Below are 21,369 nucleotides of genomic sequence, written 5' to 3' on the forward strand. Positions count from 1 at the left end.
GGACAAATGCTCGATGGCGCGCTGGCTGACCAAGCCATTCGCGATATCCTGATTGACCTTGCGACACGCGGCGAAACCGCTGCTGAACTGGCAGGCGCCGTTTTTGCCATGCGCGCACGGATGAAGCGGGTTGCCGCCCCGCCCGGCGCTATTGATGTCTGCGGCACCGGCGGCGATGGGCAGCATTCGCTCAACGTTTCAACGGCAGTGGCGCTGGTAGTTGCGGCTTGCGATGTGCCCGTTGCCAAGCACGGCAACCGTGCGGCATCAAGCCTGGCTGGCGGCGCAGATACGCTTGAAGCGCTGGGTCTTGATCTCGCCCGCGCTAGCGAATTGGCGCATCAGACCCTGCCTGATCTTGGCATCGCCTTTTTGTTCGCGCAGGCCCACCACCCCGCCCTGGGCGCGATTGCACCAATTCGCAAAGCCATCGGGCAACGCACGATCTTCAACCTGATCGGCCCACTGGCCAATCCGGCAGGGGTTGCGCGGCAACTGGTGGGTGTGGCTCAACCCAATCTGATCGCGCTATACCGCGATGCGATGGATTTGCTGGGGACACAGACTGCGCTGATCGTTTCAGGCGCCGAAGGGCTCGATGAATTGTCGATCGCGGGGACCAGCTATATGGCCGCAATCGGTCTGCCGCACTTCCCGGGTGAAGTAATTCCCGGCGATGCCGGGCTTTTGCCGCATCCGCTTGAAGACCTGCGCGGCGGCGATGCTGCGTTCAATGCTGCAGCCTTGCGCCGATTGCTTGATGGTGAAGCCGGGGCATACCGCGATGCCGTAATCCTGAACGCCGCGGCAGCATTGATTGTCGCGGGCCAGGCCGGCGATTGGCTTGAAGGCGCAGAAGAAGCCGCTGAAGCGATTGACAAAGGTCTTGCAAAAGCCCTGCTGGATTGCTGGATCGAGACTGTGAGATGACCGACAAACTTGCCGAAATCTGCGAGGCCAAGCGCACTGAAGTCGCCGCGCGCAAACGGATTGCAACCCGTGCAGAACTTGAACGCAGCGCCGCGCAGCAAACCGCGCCGCGCGGGTTTGAGGCGGCCTTGCGGGCCAAAGCTGCTTGCGGATATGCCCTGATCGCCGAAATCAAGAAAGCCAGCCCCTCCAAGGGCCTGATCCGGGCCGATTTCGATCCTGCAGCCCATGCCAGGGGCTATCAGCAAGGCGGCGCAGCGTGCCTTTCCGTGCTTACCGATGCACCCTATTTTCAAGGACACGAAGAGTACCTTGTCGCGGCGCGCGCAGCCTGCGATTTGCCGGTGCTGCGCAAGGATTTCATGGTCGATCCCTGGCAGGTTGCCGAAGCCCGCGCGATCGGCGCCGATGCCGTGCTGATCATCGTTGCCGCGCTGGATGATGCGCAGATGGCAGAGATAGAATTTGCCGCGCTGGAATGCGGGATGGACGTGTTGGTAGAGGTTCATAACGCAGCGGAGATGACCCGGGCCGGCGCGCTGAAATCGCGGCTGATCGGGGTCAACAATCGCGATCTGAAGCGCTTCGTTACCGATCTTGCCAACAGCGAACAGCTGGCCGCACTTGCCCCGCCAGGCACTCTGCTGGTCAGCGAAAGCGGCATCAATGGTCACTCCGATCTGGTCCGGCTGGCGCAAAGCGGCATTCTCACGTTCCTTGTTGGCGAAAGCCTGATGCGGCAAGCCGATGTTGCCGCCGCCACCCAGGAGCTGCTCAATGGCTGAACTGACCCATCTTGACGAACAGGGCAACGCGCGGATGGTTGATGTTGGCGCAAAGGCTGAGACGCCGCGGGTGGCAATTGCCGAAGGGCGGATCCGGATGAGCCAGCCCGCACTGGCCGCAATCCGCGATGGCACGGTCTCAAAGGGCGATGTGTTTGCTGCGGCCCGGATCGCCGGGATCATGGCAGCCAAGAAAACCGCCGATCTTATTCCGCTGTGTCATCCGCTGGCGCTGACTTCGGTGACAGTCGATTTCGCGTTCAGGGATGATGCGGTGCAGGTTACCGCGCAGGCCGCGCTCACCGGGCGGACCGGCGTGGAAATGGAAGCGATGACGGCCGCTTCGATCGCGCTCCTGACGATCTACGATATGGCCAAGGCAGTCGATAAAGGCATGGTCATCGATGGCCTGAGGCTGATCGAGAAGCGCGGCGGAAAATCGGGTCATTGGCAGGCCGCTGACTGATGGCAATGCTAACGCTTGATGACGCTCAGGCCAGGCTGCTTGCACTTGCAACACCGTTGGAAATTGAACGCGTCGCGGCTGGCGATGCGCTGGGGCGCTACCTTGCCGGGCCACTGATTGCCAATCGGACGCAACCCCCGGCCGATCTTTCGGCAATGGATGGCTATGCGATGCGTATCGCCGATCTGCCCGGACCCTGGCAAGTGGTGGGCGAAAGCGCTTGCGGCCATCCGTTTGCCGGCGAACTTGGCAGCGGCACGGCGGTGCGGATCGCAACCGGCGCGCTGATTCCTGCTGGTGCCGATATGGTGCTGATGCAGGAAGACGCCGCGCGTTCTGGACCATTGCTGAGCCTGACCGGCACCCCGCCCGAACCGCGCGGAAAGCACATTCGGCGCAAAGGCCACGATTTCGTTGAAACAGCCCAATTGTTGCCCGGTGGCACCCGGCTGGGGCCGGGCCAGATTGCCCTGGTCCGCGCGGCGGGATACAATCTGGTGCCAGTCCGGCGAATGCCGCGCGTGGCCATCATCGATAGCGGTGATGAACTGGCCGAAGATGCCGAATCCTGCGCGTTGCACCAGATACCGGCAAGCAACGGCGTAATGCTTGAAGCCATGATCCGGCAGACGGTGCCTTGTGAAGCCTGGCGGATCGGCCCGGTTGCAGACCGGATGGAGGCATTGGCCTCGGCATTAGCCCAGGCCGGACAGGCCGATGTCGTGGTGACAAGCGGCGGCGCATCGGTGGGCGATCACGATCTTATCCGTCCGGCGCTGCAAGCCTGGGGTGCAGAGATCGATTTCTGGAAGGTTGCAATCAAACCAGGCAAGCCGGTGATGATTGCGCGGCGCGGTGCACAATTGGTGGTTGGATTGCCCGGCAATCCGGTTTCCAGCCACGTCACTGCATACCTGTTCCTGCTGCCTCTGCTGCGGGCATTGTCCGGAGCACACTCGCCCCTGCCATTTGCGGTCGATGCGCTGGCAGGCGAGGATCTGCCGGCTGGTGGGCCGCGGCGCGAATTCATCCGTGCGGCCTGGAACGGGCGCGTGGTCTCTGCCCAGCTTAATCAGGATAGCGGCGCGCTGGGTGCGCTGGCTGCCAGCAATGCCCTGATCGACCGGCCAGCAAATGCGCCGGCGATGGCTGCCGGCAGCCCCGTTCCAATATATCTGGTCGAAAATGGCGGTGTTGCTTGACTTGCCAAAATATGTTGCTTAATTGTTCCGCATTCGTTCACTGAACGGCACAGGAACATTCCGCTCCTCGTCCGTTCCAATGGGAGTGATGCGCGCATGCTTACCCGCAAGCAGCACGAGCTGATCCGTTATATCCAGGCCAAACTGGAAGAAACCGGGGTGTCCCCTTCATTTGAAGAGATGAAGGAAGCGCTCGATCTTAAATCCAAGTCTGGCGTGCACCGGCTTATTTCCGCTTTGGAAGAACGCGGGTTTATCCGCCGCCTGCCCAATCGGGCCCGCGCGCTGGAAGTGCTCAAACAGCCTGAGGATGTGACCAGCAAAGCCCCCGCCCGCAATGCCGGCAATGTGGTAGAGCTGAAACGGCCAGAACCGGCGCGCCCTGCCCCTGCCAACGATGTGATCGAAATTCCGCTCCACGGCCGGATCGCGGCTGGCGTGCCAATCGAAGCGATGGAAACCGCTTCGATGCTGCCGGTGCCCGCCGCGCTGCTGGGCTCTGGTGAGCATTATGCGCTGGAGGTTTCTGGTGATTCGATGATCGATGCCGGAATTCTCGATGGCGATTACGCCCTGATCCGCCGTACAGACACCGCCCGCGATGGCGAAATTGTGGTCGCGCTGGTTCGCGGAGAGGAAGCAACCCTCAAATATTTGCGGCGTGAAAACGGTCAGGTTCGGCTTGATCCGGCCAATGCCGCTTACGAGCCGCAGGTCTATGATCCGCGCGAAGTTGTGGTCCAGGGCAAGCTGGCCGGGCTTTTGCGCCGCTATCACTAGAATCGGTCAAGGCCGAATTGTAGCACTGGCAGCGTCGGCATCTTCGCTGCCAGTGGCTTGCGGCCTCGGCCGCCAGGGCCGCGGTTCGGGCGGGCTCCACCAGCCATGTTCGCCTTCGCGCTGGGCGACTGAATCGACGCTTTGGCGCGAAAGATCGATGGAAAGCCCGCCGCTCTGATCCAGCATCCGCCGGTCCGCCTTGAACCAGCGCGGCTTGCATGATCGCGGCAAATAGCGCGCTGCCACCACGATATCGGTCCGCTCGCAAGCCGCAGCCAGCGCCCGTTCTTCAGCGAATGCCGTGCCGCGGGCCAGCAGCAGCTGCCAATTGCGCCCACCGCGGTTCAATCGGATTGCACAGAAACCCTGGGTGCACTGGGCACCGGGCCAATCATCAAGCAGGCGGGTTTCACCATCCATCCCGGCTTGCTCCAGCAGATTGTCGCGGGTGTAGTCACTGCGGGTTTGGCGCAGCACCAGCAATTCACTGCGGCTCTCACCCGTAATGCCAACATGGCGCCCATCGCCAGAAATCAACAGATCCGGCGGTTTGATGAAAGCCAGCAATATCAACCCGATTGCGGCCGGACCAAAGCCCCACAGCCGCACCCGCCCGCGCCACAGCGCCAGCCACAGCCCGCCTGCCACAAACAATCCAAAAGCCCCGTGCCCCATTGCCGGCAGCATCGTCACTGCTCCGGGCATGCTCGCCGTCCAATGCGCCAGCGCCAGCAACAGCTCGAGCGACTTTCCAGCCAGCCACCAGAACGGCGCACCGGCGCCAACCGCGTCGAACAGCAGTGCCAGGGCAATCAGCGGCATCGAAGCCAGGGTCGTCAGCGGGATCGCAACCACATTGGCCAGCGCGCCATAAACCCCGGCGCGATGAAAATGGAACAGGCCGATTGGCATCAGCGCCAGTTCAATCACCACCCCGGTCAGCAGGAGGCCGGTGATCTGCCGCAATCCGCGCTGCCATATCGCTTCCTCACGCGGGGCAAAAAAGGCCCGCAGCCGATCTGTTCCGTGCAGCGCAACGATGGCTATCACGGCGGCAAAACTCATCTGAAAGCTTGGTCCAACCAGTGCCTCGGGCCAGATCAGCAATACGGCGGCGGCGGCCACCGCTATCAACCGCATACTAAGCGGTTCGCGCCCCAGCGCCAGCGCCAGCAAAACCAGCACCGCACCGATACACGAACGAATGGTTGGCACCTGGGCTCCGGTTAGCAGGGTATAGCCGATACCGGCACCGGCCCCGAAGCCCGCAGCCATAACCGGCAGCCGAATTCTCAGCGCCAGCCACGGAAACAGCGCCAGCAGCCGCAAGGCTATCACATAGCCCGCCGCAACCACGGCGCTGACATGCAGTCCGCTAATCGAAAGCAGGTGGGTTAGCCCCGCATCGCGCATCGCATCCTCGTCTTCAGGCGCTATCGCGCCGCGATCGCCGCTGGCGAAGGCTGCGGCGAGCGCGCCGGGAGAGCCATCCAGCTGCAACCGCACATGCTGTGAAAGCCTTCGCTGCACCCGTTTGATCGGTCCATCGCTGCTGCCGTGCTCCAAAACCTCGATCGGCCCCAGCACACTGCCCGTTGCCGAAAGCCCTGCAAACCAGGCACTGCGGGCAAAATCATAGCCCCCCGGCAGCATTGGCGGCGCAGGAGGGACCAGCCTGGCCCGGACCCGCAGCAACGCGCCTTCGGCCAGTTCGGGACGATCATGATCGGCGTCAAGCCCAAGCCGCACCGCAATTGCGCGTCCGGTGCCCGGTTCGCGCGCGGCAACAATCAGCCGCACTTTATGCTGGGCGGGCAGATCCTCGCGCGCCAGAACGCGGGCATCAAAGCGTTCGACCATCGGCCGCGCGATCGGGCGTGCACCGATCATCCAGGCCTTCGCCCAGACCAGCATGCAGCCCAGCGCCACGGCAATCCCCATTACCATCAACGCCTGGCGCAGCAGCGTGTACGCCCCATCACGGCGCAGCAAGCCAAAGCCGACCAGTGCAATACCAAGTGCCAGCGCGATGGTTCCAAGCCACTGCCAGATGTTCGCTCCGCTAAACCATGCCGCAATCCCCGCAGCCAGCCCGATTACGGCCCAGGGTCCGCGATCATATCCTGCAGATTCAAGGAAATGTTCGGCGCGTGCGGCCACCTGCACAAGGGCGCTGGACAAGTCCCGCGGCATGCGCCAATGCTTATGTTGCAGTGCAGCGCCGAGAGGCGGATCGCTGCCGACTGGCACCAGAGGCGGATCGTCGCTGGCCATGGAGAGCAACAGACAGGATGGCGCCGCGCTTGGCAAGAGCGCTGCTGTAATCGCTCCTTTGCTTCTGCCTGGCCCGGCGCGCTCGTTTAAGGACTTATCCCACTGGACATGCCGCAAAAGCATGGCCAGTTTCAGGGGAGTCGGTGCCAGCCTAGCGCAAGCCCCTAGCCCGGTGCTAACCGGCTGGATGGCATAATTTGCTAGGGCTGCGGCAGCAATTCGCGCAAGGCTGGCTGATTGGCCAAGGAGTGTAAGTGGTGAGCAACGAAGCAAAGCTTAGCACCGCGGGCGGGGAATTCATCTATCCGGTGATTTCAGGCAGCGTCGGTCCAGATGTGATCGATATCCGCAAGCTTTATGGCCAGACGGGCCAATTTACCTTCGATCCGGGCTTTACCAGCACGGCCAGCTGCGAAAGCGCGCTGACTTATATCGACGGCGATGAAGGGGTGCTGCTGCACCGGGGGTATCCGATCGGCCAGCTGGCTGAAAATTCCAGTTTCATGGAAGTCAGCTATCTGCTGCTAAATGGCGAACTGCCCAGCAAGGCCGAACTGGCCCGGTTTGAAACCACGATTACCCGCCACACCATGCTGCACGAACAGCTGGCCACGTTCTACCGGGGCTTCCGCCGCGATGCCCACCCGATGGCGATTATGTGCGGCGTGGTTGGTGCGCTTTCTGCATTCTATCATGATTCAACCGACATTTCGGATCCTGAGCACCGCACGATCAGTTCGCACCGCTTGATCGCCAAGATGCCGACGATCGCGGCAATGGCTTACAAGTATTCGGTTGGCCAACCGTTCGTCTATCCGGACAACAACCTGTCCTACACCGGCAACTTCCTGCGGATGACCTTCGGCGTCCCGGCAGAGAAGTACGAAGTGAATCCGATCGTCGAGAAGGCGCTTGACCAGATTTTCATCGTCCATGCCGATCATGAACAGAACGCATCGACTTCTACCGTGCGGCTCGCTGGATCATCAGGCGCAAACCCGTTTGCCTGCATCGCGGCGGGTATCGCTTGCCTGTGGGGCCCGGCACACGGCGGGGCCAATGAAGCGGCGCTCAACATGCTGCGCGAAATCGGAACGCCAGACCGGATTCCCCACTATATCGAGCGCGCCAAGGACAAGAACGATCCATTCCGCCTGATGGGCTTTGGCCACCGTGTTTACAAAAACTACGATCCACGGGCGACTGTGATCCAGGGCATGGTTCGCGACGTTCTGGGCTCGCTGGGCATCAACGATCCGGTTTTCGAAGTTGCCTTGCAGCTTGAAGAAATGGCCCTCAACGATCCCTATTTTATTGAAAAGAAGCTGTTCCCCAATGTGGACTTCTATTCGGGCGTGATCCTTTCAGCGATCGGTTTCCCGACCACGATGTTCACTGTGCTGTTTGCCCTTGCCCGGACAGTCGGCTGGGTGGCGCAGTGGAACGAAATGATCAGCGATCCCAACCAGAAAATTGGCCGCCCGCGCCAACTCTATACCGGCCCGGTTGAACGCGATTACGTTCCGCTCGACAAGCGTTGATCGCAAGCCGATAGACTGGCCCCTATAACCAAGGGGAGAGAATGATGGAAAGCCTGCGCAATCTGCTGCGCGCCTTGTACATGGTACTGGGCGGACTGATGGTATTTTCGGGGATTTTCTGGGCTTTGCAAGGCCTGGGTATCATCATGTGGCCGGCGGAAAGCTTCATGCTGGCTGATCGGGCCTGGACGCTTTACGGGTCTATCTGGGCCGCTATCGGGGCCGGATTAATCTGGGTTTTGCGCGGTAGTCGGCGCTGAAGCCAACAAATCAGCGGGCAGATCAAGCACAAACCTGGCGCCCTGACCGGACGCGCTTTCCACGGTAAGATCACCGCTCATCGCGCGGGCCAGACGGCGCGAGATATAGAGCCCAAGGCCCGATCCGCCGTCTTCCCCGCTCCGGCCAAGGCGTTCGAATTTCTCGAACACCTTGGCTTGCTGGTCTGCGTTAAGCCCTGGCCCTTGATCAGCCACGATCAGATTGGCGCGCGCGCCAGCATCCTCCAGCCTGATCCAGACTTGCGAATTATCAGGCGCATAGCGGATTGCATTGCCAACAAGGTTGAGCAATATTTGCAGCACCCGCCGGAATTCCGCGATCGCCGGCAGATGCTCTCCAAGCTTGGGCGCATCAATCGTAATGCCGCGCTCTTGCGCCCGGACGCCCAGGATCCCGGCGGCGCGGCGCGCTACGTCGGCAAGATCGATCCGGTCAGGTGCGGTGTTGAATTCATCGGCTTCAACCACCTCAAGATCGGTCAGATCCTCCACCAATGCGAGCAGATGCTGGCCGGCCGCCGCGATATCGGCAGCATACTGGCTGTATTCATCGGCCAGCGGCCCAGCCATCCGATTGCGAATGGTTTCGGCGTTGGCGATGATCCGGGCAATTGGTTGACGCAGTACCGGCGCGATATCACGGCCGACCAAGCCAGGTTCATTGCTGGGCATCACCAACGCATTCGGATCAGCCTTGGGCAGCGGCGGGGCAAGTGGTGCATCGGCGGTCAGGCACAATTCAAAGCCTGCCGGATCCCCGCCCGGCACTTCGCTGGGCAACAGCGCCGCACGCCATTTGCGGGTTGATCCAGCAATGGTGATCGCCGCACCATCAAGCAGCCGCCAATGCATCGGTTGTTCAAAGCCGCTGCCTTCAATTTCGACAAAATCGGTCCAGGGCTGATGCAGCCCCTGCTGCATCGCTGCGGCCAGCCCGGCAAGATCGGCCGCGTTGGTGCTGACACCCAGCACCCGCTGCCGAGGATCGAGCGTTGCGGTCAATTCCGCAAGGTTGCGCTCAATCGCGGCACGGTGCGCGGCCACTTCGCGCGGATCGTCAACCGCAAGCGGGCTGGTGGCCCATGAATTGACGCGGATTGTGCAGCCGCCATCGCTGGCCGGGGTTACCTCAAGCCAGGCCGTGATCGCATCGCGGCCGTCGTTGGCTTTGATCGATCGGGCCAATTTGAGCCCGAACTGGCGGGATTTCGCCACCAGATCGCGCAAAGCAGGAATGGCAATTTCCCCAGGAATCTCCCCGCCGCAGGCCCGCTGCAAACCGGTCAGCGGCTCAGCAGCTTCGGTCAGGCGATCGGCCGAATCACTGCGCGCATCGATCTGTTCGGAAGCGTTGTGTGCCATCACACGTCAGCCGCCCGGATAGGCCGCGGAATGCGCCAGCATGGCTGCGGCACGATCAGCCCCAAGCTGATCGAACCCTTGCGGCAATTCCACTTCAGGGTGAAGCGCGACGAACTGTTCCTCGATTGATTGCGGCTTGAGACCCGACGCCCGCAGCGCCAGGGCAAACCGGGCAACTTGCGATTCATTGGTGGCGAGCACCGCCAGATCGCGGTCTTGCCCTGATGCCATAGACAGCGCGGTCAGGAAAATTCCCGCTCCGGCGTGGGTCACGCTTAGCGCCGCACTGGCCCCGCCGCCCATCCCGGCGACCAGCCGGGTAATCAATCCCAACCTGCTGCGGCCTTCATCGTATCGCCCACGAATAACTTGCTCGGCCTGGGCCGCGATAGCTTGCGCCGCATCATCAAGTTCGCCGTGATGGCGCAGCGCCAGCAGCGCCGCATGAAACAGATCAGCAGGGAGTTCTTCCAGCGGCAGTTGCATCCGGCGCTGCGATTGCGCAAATCGCGCCTGTTGGGCCAACAGCGACATCGCCCCGGCTGAAACATTGGCTTCGGTCGATGCGATCAAGGCCTGCATCAATGGCGAAACCACAGGATCCAGCGCCAACCGGGCCTGCAAGCGTTCGGTCAATTGCCATTCCAGCGCCAATGCATGGGCATGGGTTAGAAAGCTGCCTTGCCCCGCCAGCCCTTCGACCAGGCTTTCGACGCGGACTGGATCGTGATTGCGTTCGTCATCTTCTTCGCCGGCTTCAGCCAATGCATCCAGCAACTGGCTGGCGATGTGGGCCAGCATCGCACGGACCCGGGCGATAATCTCATCACCGAAAACCGAATGCTCATCATTGGCCAGCAGATGCCGCAGGATCGGCGCAATCGAAGCGATCTGCGCATCACCCTGCGCCAGTTCGCGGCGCAACACTTCGTCGATCGATCCATAGTCAGGAACAGTGGTCGTAGGTTCACTCATATCCGCGCCATAGCCCGGTTTGGTTAAAGCCCGGTTAGTCGCGATTTATTGCCGAGCGCCAGCAAAATGAGGATCGCCACAAGCGCCGCGCCCAAATGAGCCGTTTCGCCAGCTACGCGCCCGGCCACAGCGCCCATCAAAACAATCGCGATAACTCCGCGATCGGCAATCCAGCTTTTCCAGCGCCCAACATAGACGCTGGCCAGAATTCGCAGCAACGCGATCAGCATGAATGCCGGGAAAAACCGCTCAAGCCCATGCATGGGGTGGATCGGATTTGCGGCATAGCCAAGCAGCACCACCAGCAACCCATCAATCACCCAACCAAACGCCGCAAGCACTGTCGCCGTTACGTTTTTAGGAGCGCTTTCAGTTTCAACCCGGGCCAGTAGATCAGCGAATTCACGCTGGATCCAGCCAAATCCGCACAGCCCAAAGCCCAGCGCGATGAAACCCATCCATCCCGCGCCCAATGCCAAAAGCGCGGTTAAAACCGCCGCCGTAACCAAAATTCCCGAGCCGCTGCCAGCATGCAGCATGGATGGACCAAGCCGGCGGACCGCAACCATAGCCAAGGCGCGGCTTGGCCCCGATGGAGCCGGATCACTGCTGTGCTGGCGGATCCATTGCGGCTCAATCGCATGCGCATCACTATCACTTTGCACCAGCGACCAGAACGCACCGCCCGGCCCGATCACTCCGATCGGCTGCTGGCGCACCCCGGCTTGCAAAGCAATCCGCTGAAGCGATGAGACCGCATCGCAATCGGCTGGCAGTTCGCTCAAGCGTTCAACCAGGCGGCCCGGAATACGCATGGCGCCAGCAGCCGCATGGTTCAGGTCAATCCGTTCGAAACCGGCAGCAAGGCCCTGTTCGATTGGCTGGACCAAAACCGATTGCTGATCGGCCAACAGGCTGCATGCGCGATCGCGCGATGAAAATAAGCCATCGGAAAAGGCAATCAGCTCATCACTCGCCGTAACCAGCCCTTGCAGCGGCCGCGGACCAGGGATCACGTGAAACTGCGCGCCCGATTGTTCGGCACGGTGCTGCAGTTCAACGATTTCCTTGGTCAGCGCAGGCGCCAGGCAAACAATCCGTTCGCACCCCAGCGCAATTGCCACGCCAAGTTGCTGGCCGGCCACAGTCGTTCCGCCAATCCGCAGAAACGCACGCGGCAAGCCACCGCTTTCCGCAGCAATATCAAGCATAGGTAACAGCGCGACCCGCAGTGTTTTTCTCCGCACTTTCGGGGGATAGGGTGGCCGATTTAGGCGTCTATTCCCAAAGTGCCAAGCCCGCTGCGCCCGGCTATCCGCGCTGTCGGCTCAAGCCGCTGTAAAGTCGTCAAGAAAACCTTGGATGCGGCGCAACACTGCGGGATCACCCGGAGCGCCATCAAGCGCTTCATCGGCAAGCGCAATCAATTGTTCGGCATGAAAGCTTGCCGCAACGCCCTTTAGTCGCAGCGCCGCCATCTCCCAATTGCCATCGCAGCGCGAACGGCGCAGCAAATCCAGCTGGCGCGCCACGCTCTCCGCAAAGACCTCGCGCAACTCAGCAAACAGGGCCCCATCCTCGCCAGCAGCAGCGGATAGGGTCGCGTCAAGAGCTCCAACATCATAGGCCATTTTGGCAGCTTTAGTATGAAGTGGTTAAACCGGGGTTTATCCACAGGCTAAACATGGTAAACGGCACGGATGACCAAAGGTTCACGCATCGCCGCCGTTGAAATCGAAGCACCCGCCGAAGCGGCTGAGGACGCACTTGTGCTGACTGCCGAGGTGCAGGAACAGGGTTCGGAGGATTGGTGGGAAGATGCGCCTGCCCGCCCGCGCCGCTGGCCGTTTTTGCTGGCCGGACTGGTTACAGCCACAGCCGTTGCCGGCTGGACCGCGCTGCTTGTAATTGCAAACCTTGCCGCAATGCAGGCAGGTGCCGATCTGGCGCAGTGGACCGGATGGATCCGGGATTGGTCGGTTCCGGTATTGCTGCTGGCGATGGTCTGGATGCTGCTGATGCGCTCTAGCCGGCGCGAGGCGATGCGGTTCGGCGAAGCGGCGCGGATGCTGGGCGATGAATCCGCCCGGCTTGAAACCCGGCTATCCACAGTCAACCGCGAGCTTAGCCTGGCCCGCGAATTCATCGCAGCACAGGCCCGCGATATTGATTCACTGGGCCGAGTTTCGGGTGAGCGCCTTTCCCAGCATGCTGACAAATTGGCGTCGCTGATTCACGATAACGGCACCCGGATCGATGCAATTGCCGATGTCAGCACTGCCGCGCTTGAGAATATGGAACGCTTGCGCAATCAACTTCCGGTGATCGCCAGCTCGGCCAAGGATGTCACCAACAACATCGGTGCGGCCGGGCGCACGGCGCAAGGCCAGATCGGCGAATTGGTGGCCGGCTTCAACAAGCTGAACCAGTTTGGCATGGCCAGCGAAAAGCAGATCATGAGCCTCAGGGATGCGGTTGATGGGGCAATCACCGAATTCACGCTCCAGACCGATCAACTTGGTCAAATTGCCGAGCAGCGGTTTGCCCAGCTTACCCGCAGCGGGGAGCAATTCCGCGGCGAACTGGATAGCCATGAGGTTGAAGCGCTGGCCGCGATCCGCAGCCGCGCAGACGCGCTAAGCGAGGAGTTGAACCAGGCCCGAGCCGACCTGGACGATCATGAAGCGCAAAGCCTTACCTCGCTGCGCGCCAGACTTGGCTCTGTTCGCGATGAAAGCGCGGCGCTGATCCGCTCGCTGCGCGACGGCGAAACCGGGGCGCTAGATACCTGGAAGACCGCGATTGGTGCGCTTGAGCAGGATCTTGGCCAAGCCATCGCACAAGTGGCTGAAATAGACCGCAAGGCGATGGAATCAGCCCGCAACCGGCTGACCGCATTGGACAATGAAGCGGCTGAAGTCGATAATCGGATGATCGAACGCGACAAGCTGTTCATTGCCGAAATCGAACAGCGCCGGGCCGATTTTGACATCCGCCATGATGAGTTCGTGGCCCGGCTGGCGGCGCAAATGGCCGATCTAGAAACCGCAGCGGGGCGCCATCATGCCGCCCAGGATCAGCAACTCTCCCGGCTTTCAAGCCAGGGCGAAGCAATCGAACAGCAACTGGGCGCCTTTACGCGCGACATCGAAGAGGCGGGGAACCATGGCGCGGATGTTCAGGCCAAGTTGACCGGCAATCTGGCCGAGCTGGAAAGCAGGCTGACCGCCAGCCGCGATGCGCTGAACGGAACCGATGCAGTGATCGCCGGCCTGACCGACAGTTCGGTTCGGCTGCTTGAACTGATCCAGGCCAGCGTCACCCATTCCAGCAAGAACCTGCCCGATGCATTGGGGCTTGGTGAAGTCCGCTTGCAGGCGGTCGAAGCCCGGATCAAGCTGTTGGCAGAGACAGCCAGTGAAGCTGTTGGCCACAGCGAAACTTTGGCCGGGCAGGCCGAAGCGGGCCAGCAACGGATCGCCCAAGCGAGCGAACAAGCCGCCGCGCTGCAACAGGCGCTGGAAAGTGACGGAGTGCAGCAAGCCCGCCGGCTTGATGCGCTTCAGGCCTCGCTCACACAGATTCGGGGCGAAAGCATCGCCCTGGCGGAACAGACCCAAAATGAACTGTCGAGCGCCATTGAAGCGCTGAACACCGCTGCACGTGACGCCGTTAGCGGGATCGAGACGATGAGCGCGACCGCGATAACCGCTCTGGCAGCCAAGATCGGAACCGAAGGCGGAGCCGCGCTTGAAGCAGCAATGCGCGCCCGCGCCGCTGAAGTGATCGACAATCTGGAGGAAACCGCCGGACGCGCTGCCGGGGCAAGCCGCGATGCCGCAGTCCAGCTGCGCGATCAACTGAGCAAGGTTGATGAGCTGGCCGGCAATCTTGAACGCCGGGTTGCCCACGCACGCAGCCGTGCCGAAGAGCAGGTCGATAACGATTTTGCCCGCCGCGTGGCACTGATCACGGAAAGCCTCCATTCAAATGCGATCGATCTGGCCCGGGCGATGGACCACGAGGTTAGCGATACGGCTTGGGCGGCCTATCTGAAGGGTGATCGCGGCATCTTCACCCGCCGCGCGGTGCGGTTGCTGGAAACGCCAGAGGCCAAGGCGGTTGCGCAGCTTTACGAGGCCGACCGCGATTTTCGCGATCATGTCAGCCGCTATATCCACGATTTCGAAGCGATGCTGCGCCAGCTCCTCTCAACCCGCGATGGCCATGCCCTGGGGGTTACGTTGCTGTCATCCGATATGGGCAAGCTTTATGTTGCCCTGGCACAATCGATCGAACGGCTGCGCAGCTAAGAGCGTGTTCCCTTGCGGGCCGGTGTTGCCCAATGAAACAGATTCTAACCGAACCAGCGCGTTACATCGAGCAGTTCGACGCCGAACCATCCATAAACGTAGTTTGCGTAGTATAGTCCAAACAACAGCGCGGCCAGCAAGGTGGCGCGCCGCGCGACAAGCCCGGGCCTGAAATTGACCGGGGCGCTGCTAACCTGCCCCGGAACCAGATCGGCCCCTTCATCGTCGTGCGTGCGAAGGCCAATCGGCATCACAAAAAATGCGCTCATCACCCAGAACAGCAAATAGATCGCCAGGATTGAGGTCCATTTCATCGCGGTCTCCTCAATGCTCTGGCAATATCACGCGGACCTGCGGCTTTTTGCCAGACCAGCGCTGCGCGGCGCGCCGCGCGGCCAGGCGGGCGGCTTCGATCACCACATCACGGTCATGGCGCTGGCCGCCCTTAAGCTTGGCCAGCGCAGCCGCAACATCCTGCTGCGCTTCAGATACGAAGTCTTCGTAATCCTCATCCAGCGGCAGGCCGATCCCTTCAACATGGACCTTGCCCTTGCCATCAAGCACCACGATCACGATGCCGTTTTGCGCCAGGCGCCGGCGCATCACAATCGCCTCGCCATCTGCCGGGGTGATGATATCGCCATCCAGCACAAGGCGCCCGGCCCGCACTTCATCGATCTTGCCCGGCTTGCCCGGGGCCAGGCGAACCAGATCACCGTTGCCTTGAACCACAACCTTGCCGATGCCAGAAGCTTTGCCTAACCGGCCCTGCTCTTTCATGTGGCGCATTTCGCCGTGAACCGGGACCAGAATTTCTGGCCTGATCCAGCCATACAGCGCTTCAAGTTCAGGGCGGCCAGGGTGTCCTGATACGTGGATATCGCTTTGCCGGTCAGTCACGATCACCACGTCGCGCGAAGCCAGCTTGTTCTGGATCCGCCCGATTGAAACCTCGTTCCCGGGAATTTGACGGCTGGAAAACAGCACCACATCGCCGGCTTCCAGGGCAATCGAATGGTTGTTGTCTGTTACGCGGGCCAATGCGGCGCGCGGCTCGCCTTGCCCGCCGGTCGCCAGGATCAGAACTTCGCCGCGCGGAAGCGCCATTGCCGTATCGAAATCGATCACATCGGGCAGGTTTTTGAGATAGCCGCTGGCCTTGCCGGTGCGGATGATCCGATCGAGCGATCGCCCCGCCACACACAGCTTGCGGTTGGTTGCTCGGGCAACCTCGCCCAAGGTATCAAGCCGGGCTACATTGGATGCAAACGTGGTGACCAGAACCCGCCGGCCATGATGCTTGGCCACTTCCTCTAACAAGGCAGCACGCACGGCGCCTTCCGATCCAGATGGCTTGGGATTGAAAACGTTGGTCGAATCGCAAACCAGCGCCAGGACGCCCGAATCGCCAATCGCGGTCAGTTCTGCCGGGGTGGCAGGTGTGCCCACCAGTGGATCATCGTCCAGCTTCCAATCGCCGGTATGGAATATCCGCCCATAGGGTGTCTCAATCACCAGCGCGTTGCCCTCTGCAATCGAGTGCGCCAGCGGCACATAACGGATCCCGAACGGCCCCAGATCAAACTGATCGAGATGGTCAATCACATTGAGTGTGACCTTGCCCGAAAGCCCGGCCTCTTGCAGCTTTTCGGCCACAAGGCGCGCGGTGAACGGCGTGGCATACAGCGGCACACCCAGCTCCGCCGCGAAATAGGGTACTGCACCGATATGGTCTTCATGGGCATGGGTCAGCACGATGCCGATCAGATCCTTGCGGCGCTCTTCGATGAAATCGAGATCGGCAAAGACCAACTCGGTTCCAGGGTATTCATTGGCCCCAAAGGTCATCCCCAGATCAACCATCAGCCATTTGCCGTCAGCCCCATAGAGGTTGACGTTCATCCCAATCTCGCCCGATCCACCCAGCGCGCAGAACAGCAGTTCCTTACCCGGCTTCATGCCGCCAGATCCCGGTTGGCATAGAGCAAGGCAATTCCCTTCAAGGTTAGATCAGGTTCCACACGATCAAACAGATCGGCATGCTGCTGAAACAGCGCGGCCAGGCCGCCGGTGGCAATCACTTTGATCGGACCGCCAATTTCAGCCTTCATCCGGCCAATCATTCCTTCGATCATGCTGACATAGCCCCAATAAATTCCGATCTGCATCTGCCCCACGGTATCGCGGCCAATCACGCTAGCGCTGGGCGGCGGTTCGATCGCGATCCGTGGCAGCATCGCGGCGGCTTCATAAAGCGCATCAAGCGAGAGCGAGACCCCGGTTGCTATCGATCCCCCGCGATAGGCCCCTTCCCCATCGATATAGTCAAATGTGGTCGCGGTGCCAAAGCTGATGACGATCTTGTCACCCGGTTCAAGCGACTGCGCCGCAATGGCATTGACCGCCCGGTCAGCCCCCAGCGCGCGCGGCTCGTCCACCTTAAGGGCGATCCCCCATTCAAGCGGCGCGCGTCCGGCGATCAAGGCTTCGACTGAAAAGTACTTGTTGGCCAGCACCTGAAGATTGTGCAGTGCCCGCGGCACCACCGTGGCGATCACCACCGCAGAAACCTGCCCGCGCGAATAACCTTCCATTTCCAGCAGCTGATTTAACCACACGGCATATTCATCTGCCGTCCGCTTGGGATCGGTCGCAATCCGCCAGCGGCAGACAATTTCACCGGAATCATCAACCAGCGCAAATTTGACGTTGGTATTGCCGTTGTCGATGGCGAGCAGCATCGCGCGATCCTCAATTAGGGGCCAGGCGCACTTCGCCTGCGTGGATTGTCCGCGTCGTGCCGTCTGCCAGCCCCAGTTGCAAGGCTCCATCTGCGGCCAACCCGGCAAACAATCCGGATAAAGGCGCTTCACCCGGTTCTCCGACCTGCAAAGGCGTGCCGACAGGGTGGGCCGCAGCCAACCAGCGGCACAACAATGGCTCAAGCCCGAACTGGCGCCAGCGGCCCAGTTCGCGGTCCAGGTGCGCGGCCAGCGATGCCGCAAACAGATCGCGGTCTGGCGGCGGACCGAAAGCCGCAAGCGCAATGGTTTCACGCCCTGCCACTTGCGGGGCCTGCGCCAGATTAACCCCTATCCCTACGATCACAGCAGAACCGGCGGCTTCAAGCAGGATCCCGCACAGCTTTGCTGATCCGATCAACAGATCATTGGGCCATTTCAGCTGGGCCCGCGCAGGGGCTGGAATCAGCGGCGCGGTCGCTTCATAGGCAGCCAGGCCAGCGACCAGCGCCAGCGTGGCCGGCAAGGGATCCGATGGTTGGGGATGGACCACGGTAGAGCCCATGAAATTGCCCGCACCATCGCTCCACACCCGGCCCTGGCGGCCCCGGCCAGCGTTTTGCCGGTCAGCCACCAGCCAATACCCTTCAGGCATGGATTCGGCTGCGCCAAGCCGCGCTGACAGATCGGCATTGGTTGAACCGGTGGTGGCGATGTATTGGATCAAACCGGTGGGAACAGCACCATGGCGGCCGTCATGGTGAACTTGGCCAGGGCCTTGGTTGCCAGATAGCCCAGCGGCGAAACAAACACCGCGCAGGCTGCCAGCAGCCATTCATGCGCCATATCGCTTTGACCCTGGACCGTTCCGGCCGGCTCATCAAAGTACATCACCTTGACGACCTTGAGGTAATAGAATGCCCCGATCACACTGGCGAGAGCTGCGGCAGTAGCCAGCCAGACCAGCCCGGCGCCAACCGCCGCCTGGAACACCACAAACTTGCCCCAGAACCCGAACAGAAACGGAATTCCTGCCATTGAAAACATGATCGAGCCCAGCCCCAGCGCCAGCAACGGGCGGCTTCGCGAAAGCCCGGCAAGATCGCTCATTGCCTCAAGGTGGTTGCCGTCCTTGTCCCTAAGCATCAGCACAGCCACAAAGCCGCCGATCGTCATAGGCACATAAATCGCCAGATAGACCAGCATTGCACTGGCCCCTTCGACGGTCGCCGCGGCAAGGCCAACCAGCATGAAGCCAACATTGTTGATTGAGGAATAGGCCAGCAGCCGCTTGATGTTGGTCTGCCCGATCGCACCCAATGCACCAACCACAGCCGAAGCCAGCGCGGCTACAATCACGATCTGACGCCACATTTCAGTCTGGCTGCCAAACGCCTCGATCGAAACCCGCATGGTCAGCGCCAAGGCTGCAACTTTGGGGGCCGAAGCGAACAGTGTGGTAACCGGCGTTGGCGCGCCTTCGTAGACATCCGGGGTCCACATGTGGAACGGCACGGCGCTGATCTTGAACGCCAGGCCAGCCAGCACGAAGGTTATCCCGAACAACGCCCCGGTTGAAACCCCGCCAGTCAGCGCAGCAGAAATTCCAGCGAAATTGACGGTACCGGTAAAGCCATAGGTCAGGCTCATCCCGAACAGCAGGATGCCGCTGGCCAGCGCGCCCAGCACAAAGTATTTCAGGCCCGCCTCAGCCGAACGCTCATCCGGCTTAAGGAACGCGGCAAGCACATAGGCGGCGAGTGAATTCAGCTCTAACCCGACATAAAGCGTCAGCAGGTTGGTCGCCGAGACCATTATGCTCATCCCCAGCACTGCGAACAGCACCAGCACCGGATATTCGCTGCGATAGGATCGGTACGTTTCAAAGAAAGCTGGCGCGATCAACAGCGCTGCGCCTGCCGAAATATAGATCAGCAATTTGGCAAAGGCGGCGAAGGCATCGCCGGAAAACAGCCCGCTATAGGCCAGCGCGCCCGGCCCATTGGACCCATTGCACAGCGCCGGAGCAGTCATCACAGCCGCAACAAACAGCGCCAGGATCGCTACCCAGGTTATGCCGCGCGCGTCCTTGCGGCCTTGCCCCCAAGCCGAAATGACCAACAGGATGATGCCGACAACGCTCAGCAATTCTTCGGGCGCGGCGATCCGCAGTGACTGTGCCCAGTCCATCAGTGCGTTTCCTTATGCTGCGCGTGGTCTTCCACAGATTTTGGTTGCCCCAGGTGAAGCTGGGCATCGCCCACCGGCCGCGCCGCTGCCATCCGGGCTTCGATAAAGCGCACGTCATCGCGGATCGGTGCCAGGAAACTCTCGGGATAGATCCCCATCCACAGCACCGCCGCAGCGATCGGCGCAAGCATCACCCATTCACGCAGATCAAGGTCTGGCATCGCGGCCGCATCGGCGTTCCGCTGATCGCCAAAGGCAATCCGGCGGTAGAGATAAAGCATATAGCCCGCCCCCAGGATAACGCCCATGCCGGTTACAAATGCCAGCCAGCTTGAAGCCTGATAGGCCCCCGCCAGGCTGAGGAATTCACCCACAAAGCCGCTCGTGCCCGGCAGCCCGACCGATGCCATTGTGAACAGCATGAAGAACAAGGCGTATTTGGGCATATTGATCGAAAGCCCGCCGTAACGGCTGATTTCACGGGTGTGCAACCGATCATAAATCACGCCAACGCACAGGAACAACGCGGCAGAAACCAGCCCGTGGCTAAGCATCACCACGATCGATCCTTCAAGGCCTTGCGTATTGAAAGCGAACATCCCCGCAGTCACGATCGCCATGTGCGCCACAGACGAATAGGCGATCAGCTTTTTCATGTCTTCCTGCACGAGCGCGACCAGGCTGGTATAGATCACCGCGACCATCGACAGCGCGAAGACCAGCCAGGCAAAATCGGCACTGGCTTGCGGGAACATCGGCAATGAGAATCGGATGAAGCCATAGCCGCCCATCTTCAAAAGCACGCCGGCCAGGATCACCGAACCTGCCGTTGGGGCCTGAACGTGGGCATCGGGCAGCCAGGTGTGAACCGGCCACATCGGCATCTTCACGGCAAAGCTGGCAAAGAACGCCAACCATAACCACCACTGCGCTTCAGCCGGGAAATCATAGGCCATCAGCTGCGAAATATCGGTGGTGCCGGCTTCCTTGGCCATCCAGATCATCGCGATCAGCATCAGCACCGATCCGAGCAGGGTGTAGAGGAAGAACTTGTAACTGGCATAGATTCGTTCAGCCCCGCCCCAGACACCGATGATCAGATACATCGGGATAAGGCCGGCTTCGAACATGATGTAGAACAGGTAGAGATCCTGCGCCGCGAAAACGCCGATCATCAGCGTTTCCATCAGCAAGAACGCAGCCATATATTCACCAACGCGCTTTTCGATTGCGCGGCTGGCCAGGATGCAGATCGGCATCAGGAAGACCGATAGTTCGATCAACACCAGCGCAATGCCATCAATCCCAAGGCGCCAGTCAAATCCGGCGAAGATCTGGCTTTGCTCACGGAACTGGAACTGATCCGCGCCCACCTCAAAGTTGCACCACAGCACCGCGCCCAGCGCCAGATCAATCAGCGTGGCGCCCAGCGCCAGAATGCGCGCCAGCTTGGCATCAACCAGCAAACAGGCCAGCCCTGCCACCAGCGGCACGGCCAGCATCAAGGAAAGGATCGGAAAGCCATTCAT

19 protein-coding genes are annotated in these 21,369 nt (G+C 61.0%); 8 read left to right on the forward strand and 11 right to left on the reverse strand.

Annotation, left to right across the window (positions count from 1 at the left end; translation table 11 throughout):
• Positions 1-6: 6 nt before the first annotated feature.
• The 5 genes from trpD to lexA all read left to right on the forward strand — a co-directional run bounded on the left by trpD (position 7) and on the right by lexA (position 4,163).
• Positions 7-930, forward strand: coding sequence for an anthranilate phosphoribosyltransferase (gene trpD / locus ABL914_RS00765; protein WP_391561282.1), 924 nt, complete (start codon positions 7-9; stop codon positions 928-930).
• Positions 927-1,715, forward strand: coding sequence for an indole-3-glycerol phosphate synthase TrpC (gene trpC, locus ABL914_RS00770; protein WP_391561230.1), 789 nt, complete (start codon positions 927-929; stop codon positions 1,713-1,715). Before trpD ends, trpC begins: the two co-directional genes overlap by 4 nt.
• Positions 1,708-2,181, forward strand: a complete 474-nt coding sequence (moaC, locus tag ABL914_RS00775) for a cyclic pyranopterin monophosphate synthase MoaC (RefSeq protein WP_391561231.1) — start codon at positions 1,708-1,710, stop codon at positions 2,179-2,181. Before trpC ends, moaC begins: the two co-directional genes overlap by 8 nt.
• Complete coding sequence (locus tag ABL914_RS00780; protein ID WP_391561232.1) at positions 2,181-3,383, forward strand: molybdopterin molybdotransferase MoeA; 1,203 nt, start codon at positions 2,181-2,183, stop codon at positions 3,381-3,383. Before moaC ends, ABL914_RS00780 begins: the two co-directional genes overlap by 1 nt.
• 96 nt (positions 3,384-3,479) lie before the next feature.
• Positions 3,480-4,163 carry a transcriptional repressor LexA gene (gene lexA / locus ABL914_RS00785; protein ID WP_391561233.1) on the forward strand — a complete coding sequence of 228 codons (684 nt, stop codon included), beginning with the start codon at positions 3,480-3,482 and terminating at the stop codon, positions 4,161-4,163.
• Between the two features lie 6 nt (positions 4,164-4,169).
• On the opposite strand, the gene ABL914_RS00790 is transcribed toward lexA, so the two are convergent.
• Entirely contained in the window at positions 4,170-6,344 is a 2,175-nt protein-coding gene (locus tag ABL914_RS00790; RefSeq protein WP_391561234.1) for a ComEC/Rec2 family competence protein, read from the reverse strand.
• A 350-nt stretch (positions 6,345-6,694) separates the two neighbouring features.
• Between ABL914_RS00790 and ABL914_RS00795 the strand changes: the two genes are divergently transcribed.
• Complete coding sequence (locus ABL914_RS00795) at positions 6,695-7,978, forward strand: citrate synthase (protein ID WP_391561235.1); 1,284 nt, start codon at positions 6,695-6,697, stop codon at positions 7,976-7,978.
• 44 nt (positions 7,979-8,022) lie between these two features.
• Positions 8,023-8,238 (forward strand): hypothetical protein, encoded by a 216-nt coding sequence (locus tag ABL914_RS00800; RefSeq protein WP_391561236.1) that lies wholly within the window; start codon positions 8,023-8,025, stop codon positions 8,236-8,238.
• On the opposite strand, the gene ABL914_RS00805 is transcribed toward ABL914_RS00800, so the two are convergent.
• The 4 genes from ABL914_RS00805 to ABL914_RS00820 all read right to left on the reverse strand — a co-directional run bounded on the left by ABL914_RS00805 (position 8,206) and on the right by ABL914_RS00820 (position 12,227).
• The gene (locus ABL914_RS00805) at positions 8,206-9,621 is read right to left on the reverse strand and encodes a sensor histidine kinase (protein WP_391561237.1); all 1,416 of its coding nucleotides are present in this window, start codon (positions 9,619-9,621) and stop codon (positions 8,206-8,208) included. The two genes, ABL914_RS00800 and ABL914_RS00805, sit on opposite strands and share 33 nt — an antisense overlap.
• 6 nt (positions 9,622-9,627) lie before the next feature.
• Positions 9,628-10,596 carry a hypothetical protein gene (locus tag ABL914_RS00810; RefSeq protein ID WP_391561238.1) on the reverse strand — a complete coding sequence of 323 codons (969 nt, stop codon included), beginning with the start codon at positions 10,594-10,596 and terminating at the stop codon, positions 9,628-9,630.
• Positions 10,597-10,619: 23 nt separating this feature from the next.
• Entirely contained in the window at positions 10,620-11,777 is a 1,158-nt protein-coding gene (locus tag ABL914_RS00815) for a hypothetical protein (RefSeq protein WP_391561239.1), read from the reverse strand.
• A 147-nt stretch (positions 11,778-11,924) separates the two neighbouring features.
• Positions 11,925-12,227 carry an Hpt domain-containing protein gene (locus ABL914_RS00820; RefSeq protein ID WP_391561240.1) on the reverse strand — a complete coding sequence of 101 codons (303 nt, stop codon included), beginning with the start codon at positions 12,225-12,227 and terminating at the stop codon, positions 11,925-11,927.
• Positions 12,228-12,296: 69 nt separating this feature from the next.
• On the opposite strand from ABL914_RS00820, the gene ABL914_RS00825 reads away from it, so the two are divergent.
• Positions 12,297-14,909, forward strand: coding sequence for an ATPase (locus ABL914_RS00825; RefSeq protein ID WP_391561241.1), 2,613 nt, complete (start codon positions 12,297-12,299; stop codon positions 14,907-14,909).
• A 44-nt stretch (positions 14,910-14,953) separates the two neighbouring features.
• On the opposite strand, the gene ABL914_RS00830 is transcribed toward ABL914_RS00825, so the two are convergent.
• From ABL914_RS00830 to ABL914_RS00855, 6 genes are read right to left on the reverse strand one after another with little or no spacing between them, the layout of a single operon-like run.
• On the reverse strand, positions 14,954-15,223 hold the full coding sequence (locus tag ABL914_RS00830) for a DUF1467 family protein (protein WP_391561242.1): 270 nt from the start codon (positions 15,221-15,223) through the stop codon (positions 14,954-14,956).
• Between the two features lie 10 nt (positions 15,224-15,233).
• On the reverse strand, positions 15,234-16,868 hold the full coding sequence (locus ABL914_RS00835; protein WP_391561243.1) for a ribonuclease J: 1,635 nt from the start codon (positions 16,866-16,868) through the stop codon (positions 15,234-15,236).
• Positions 16,865-17,650 carry a type III pantothenate kinase gene (locus tag ABL914_RS00840; protein WP_391561244.1) on the reverse strand — a complete coding sequence of 262 codons (786 nt, stop codon included), beginning with the start codon at positions 17,648-17,650 and terminating at the stop codon, positions 16,865-16,867. The genes ABL914_RS00835 and ABL914_RS00840 overlap by 4 nt, the downstream gene beginning before the upstream one ends.
• Before the next feature lie 10 nt (positions 17,651-17,660).
• Positions 17,661-18,377, reverse strand: a complete 717-nt coding sequence (locus ABL914_RS00845) for a biotin--[acetyl-CoA-carboxylase] ligase (protein WP_391561245.1) — start codon at positions 18,375-18,377, stop codon at positions 17,661-17,663.
• Positions 18,374-19,840, reverse strand: coding sequence for an NADH-quinone oxidoreductase subunit NuoN (nuoN, locus tag ABL914_RS00850; RefSeq protein ID WP_391561246.1), 1,467 nt, complete (start codon positions 19,838-19,840; stop codon positions 18,374-18,376). The genes ABL914_RS00845 and nuoN overlap by 4 nt, the downstream gene beginning before the upstream one ends.
• On the reverse strand, positions 19,840-21,369 hold the full coding sequence (locus ABL914_RS00855) for an NADH-quinone oxidoreductase subunit M (protein WP_391561247.1): 1,530 nt from the start codon (positions 21,367-21,369) through the stop codon (positions 19,840-19,842). Before ABL914_RS00855 ends, nuoN begins: the two co-directional genes overlap by 1 nt.

It is taken from the genome of Novosphingobium sp. (assembly GCF_040079535.1).
In the GTDB taxonomy this organism is placed as follows: domain Bacteria; phylum Pseudomonadota; class Alphaproteobacteria; order Sphingomonadales; family Sphingomonadaceae; genus Novosphingobium.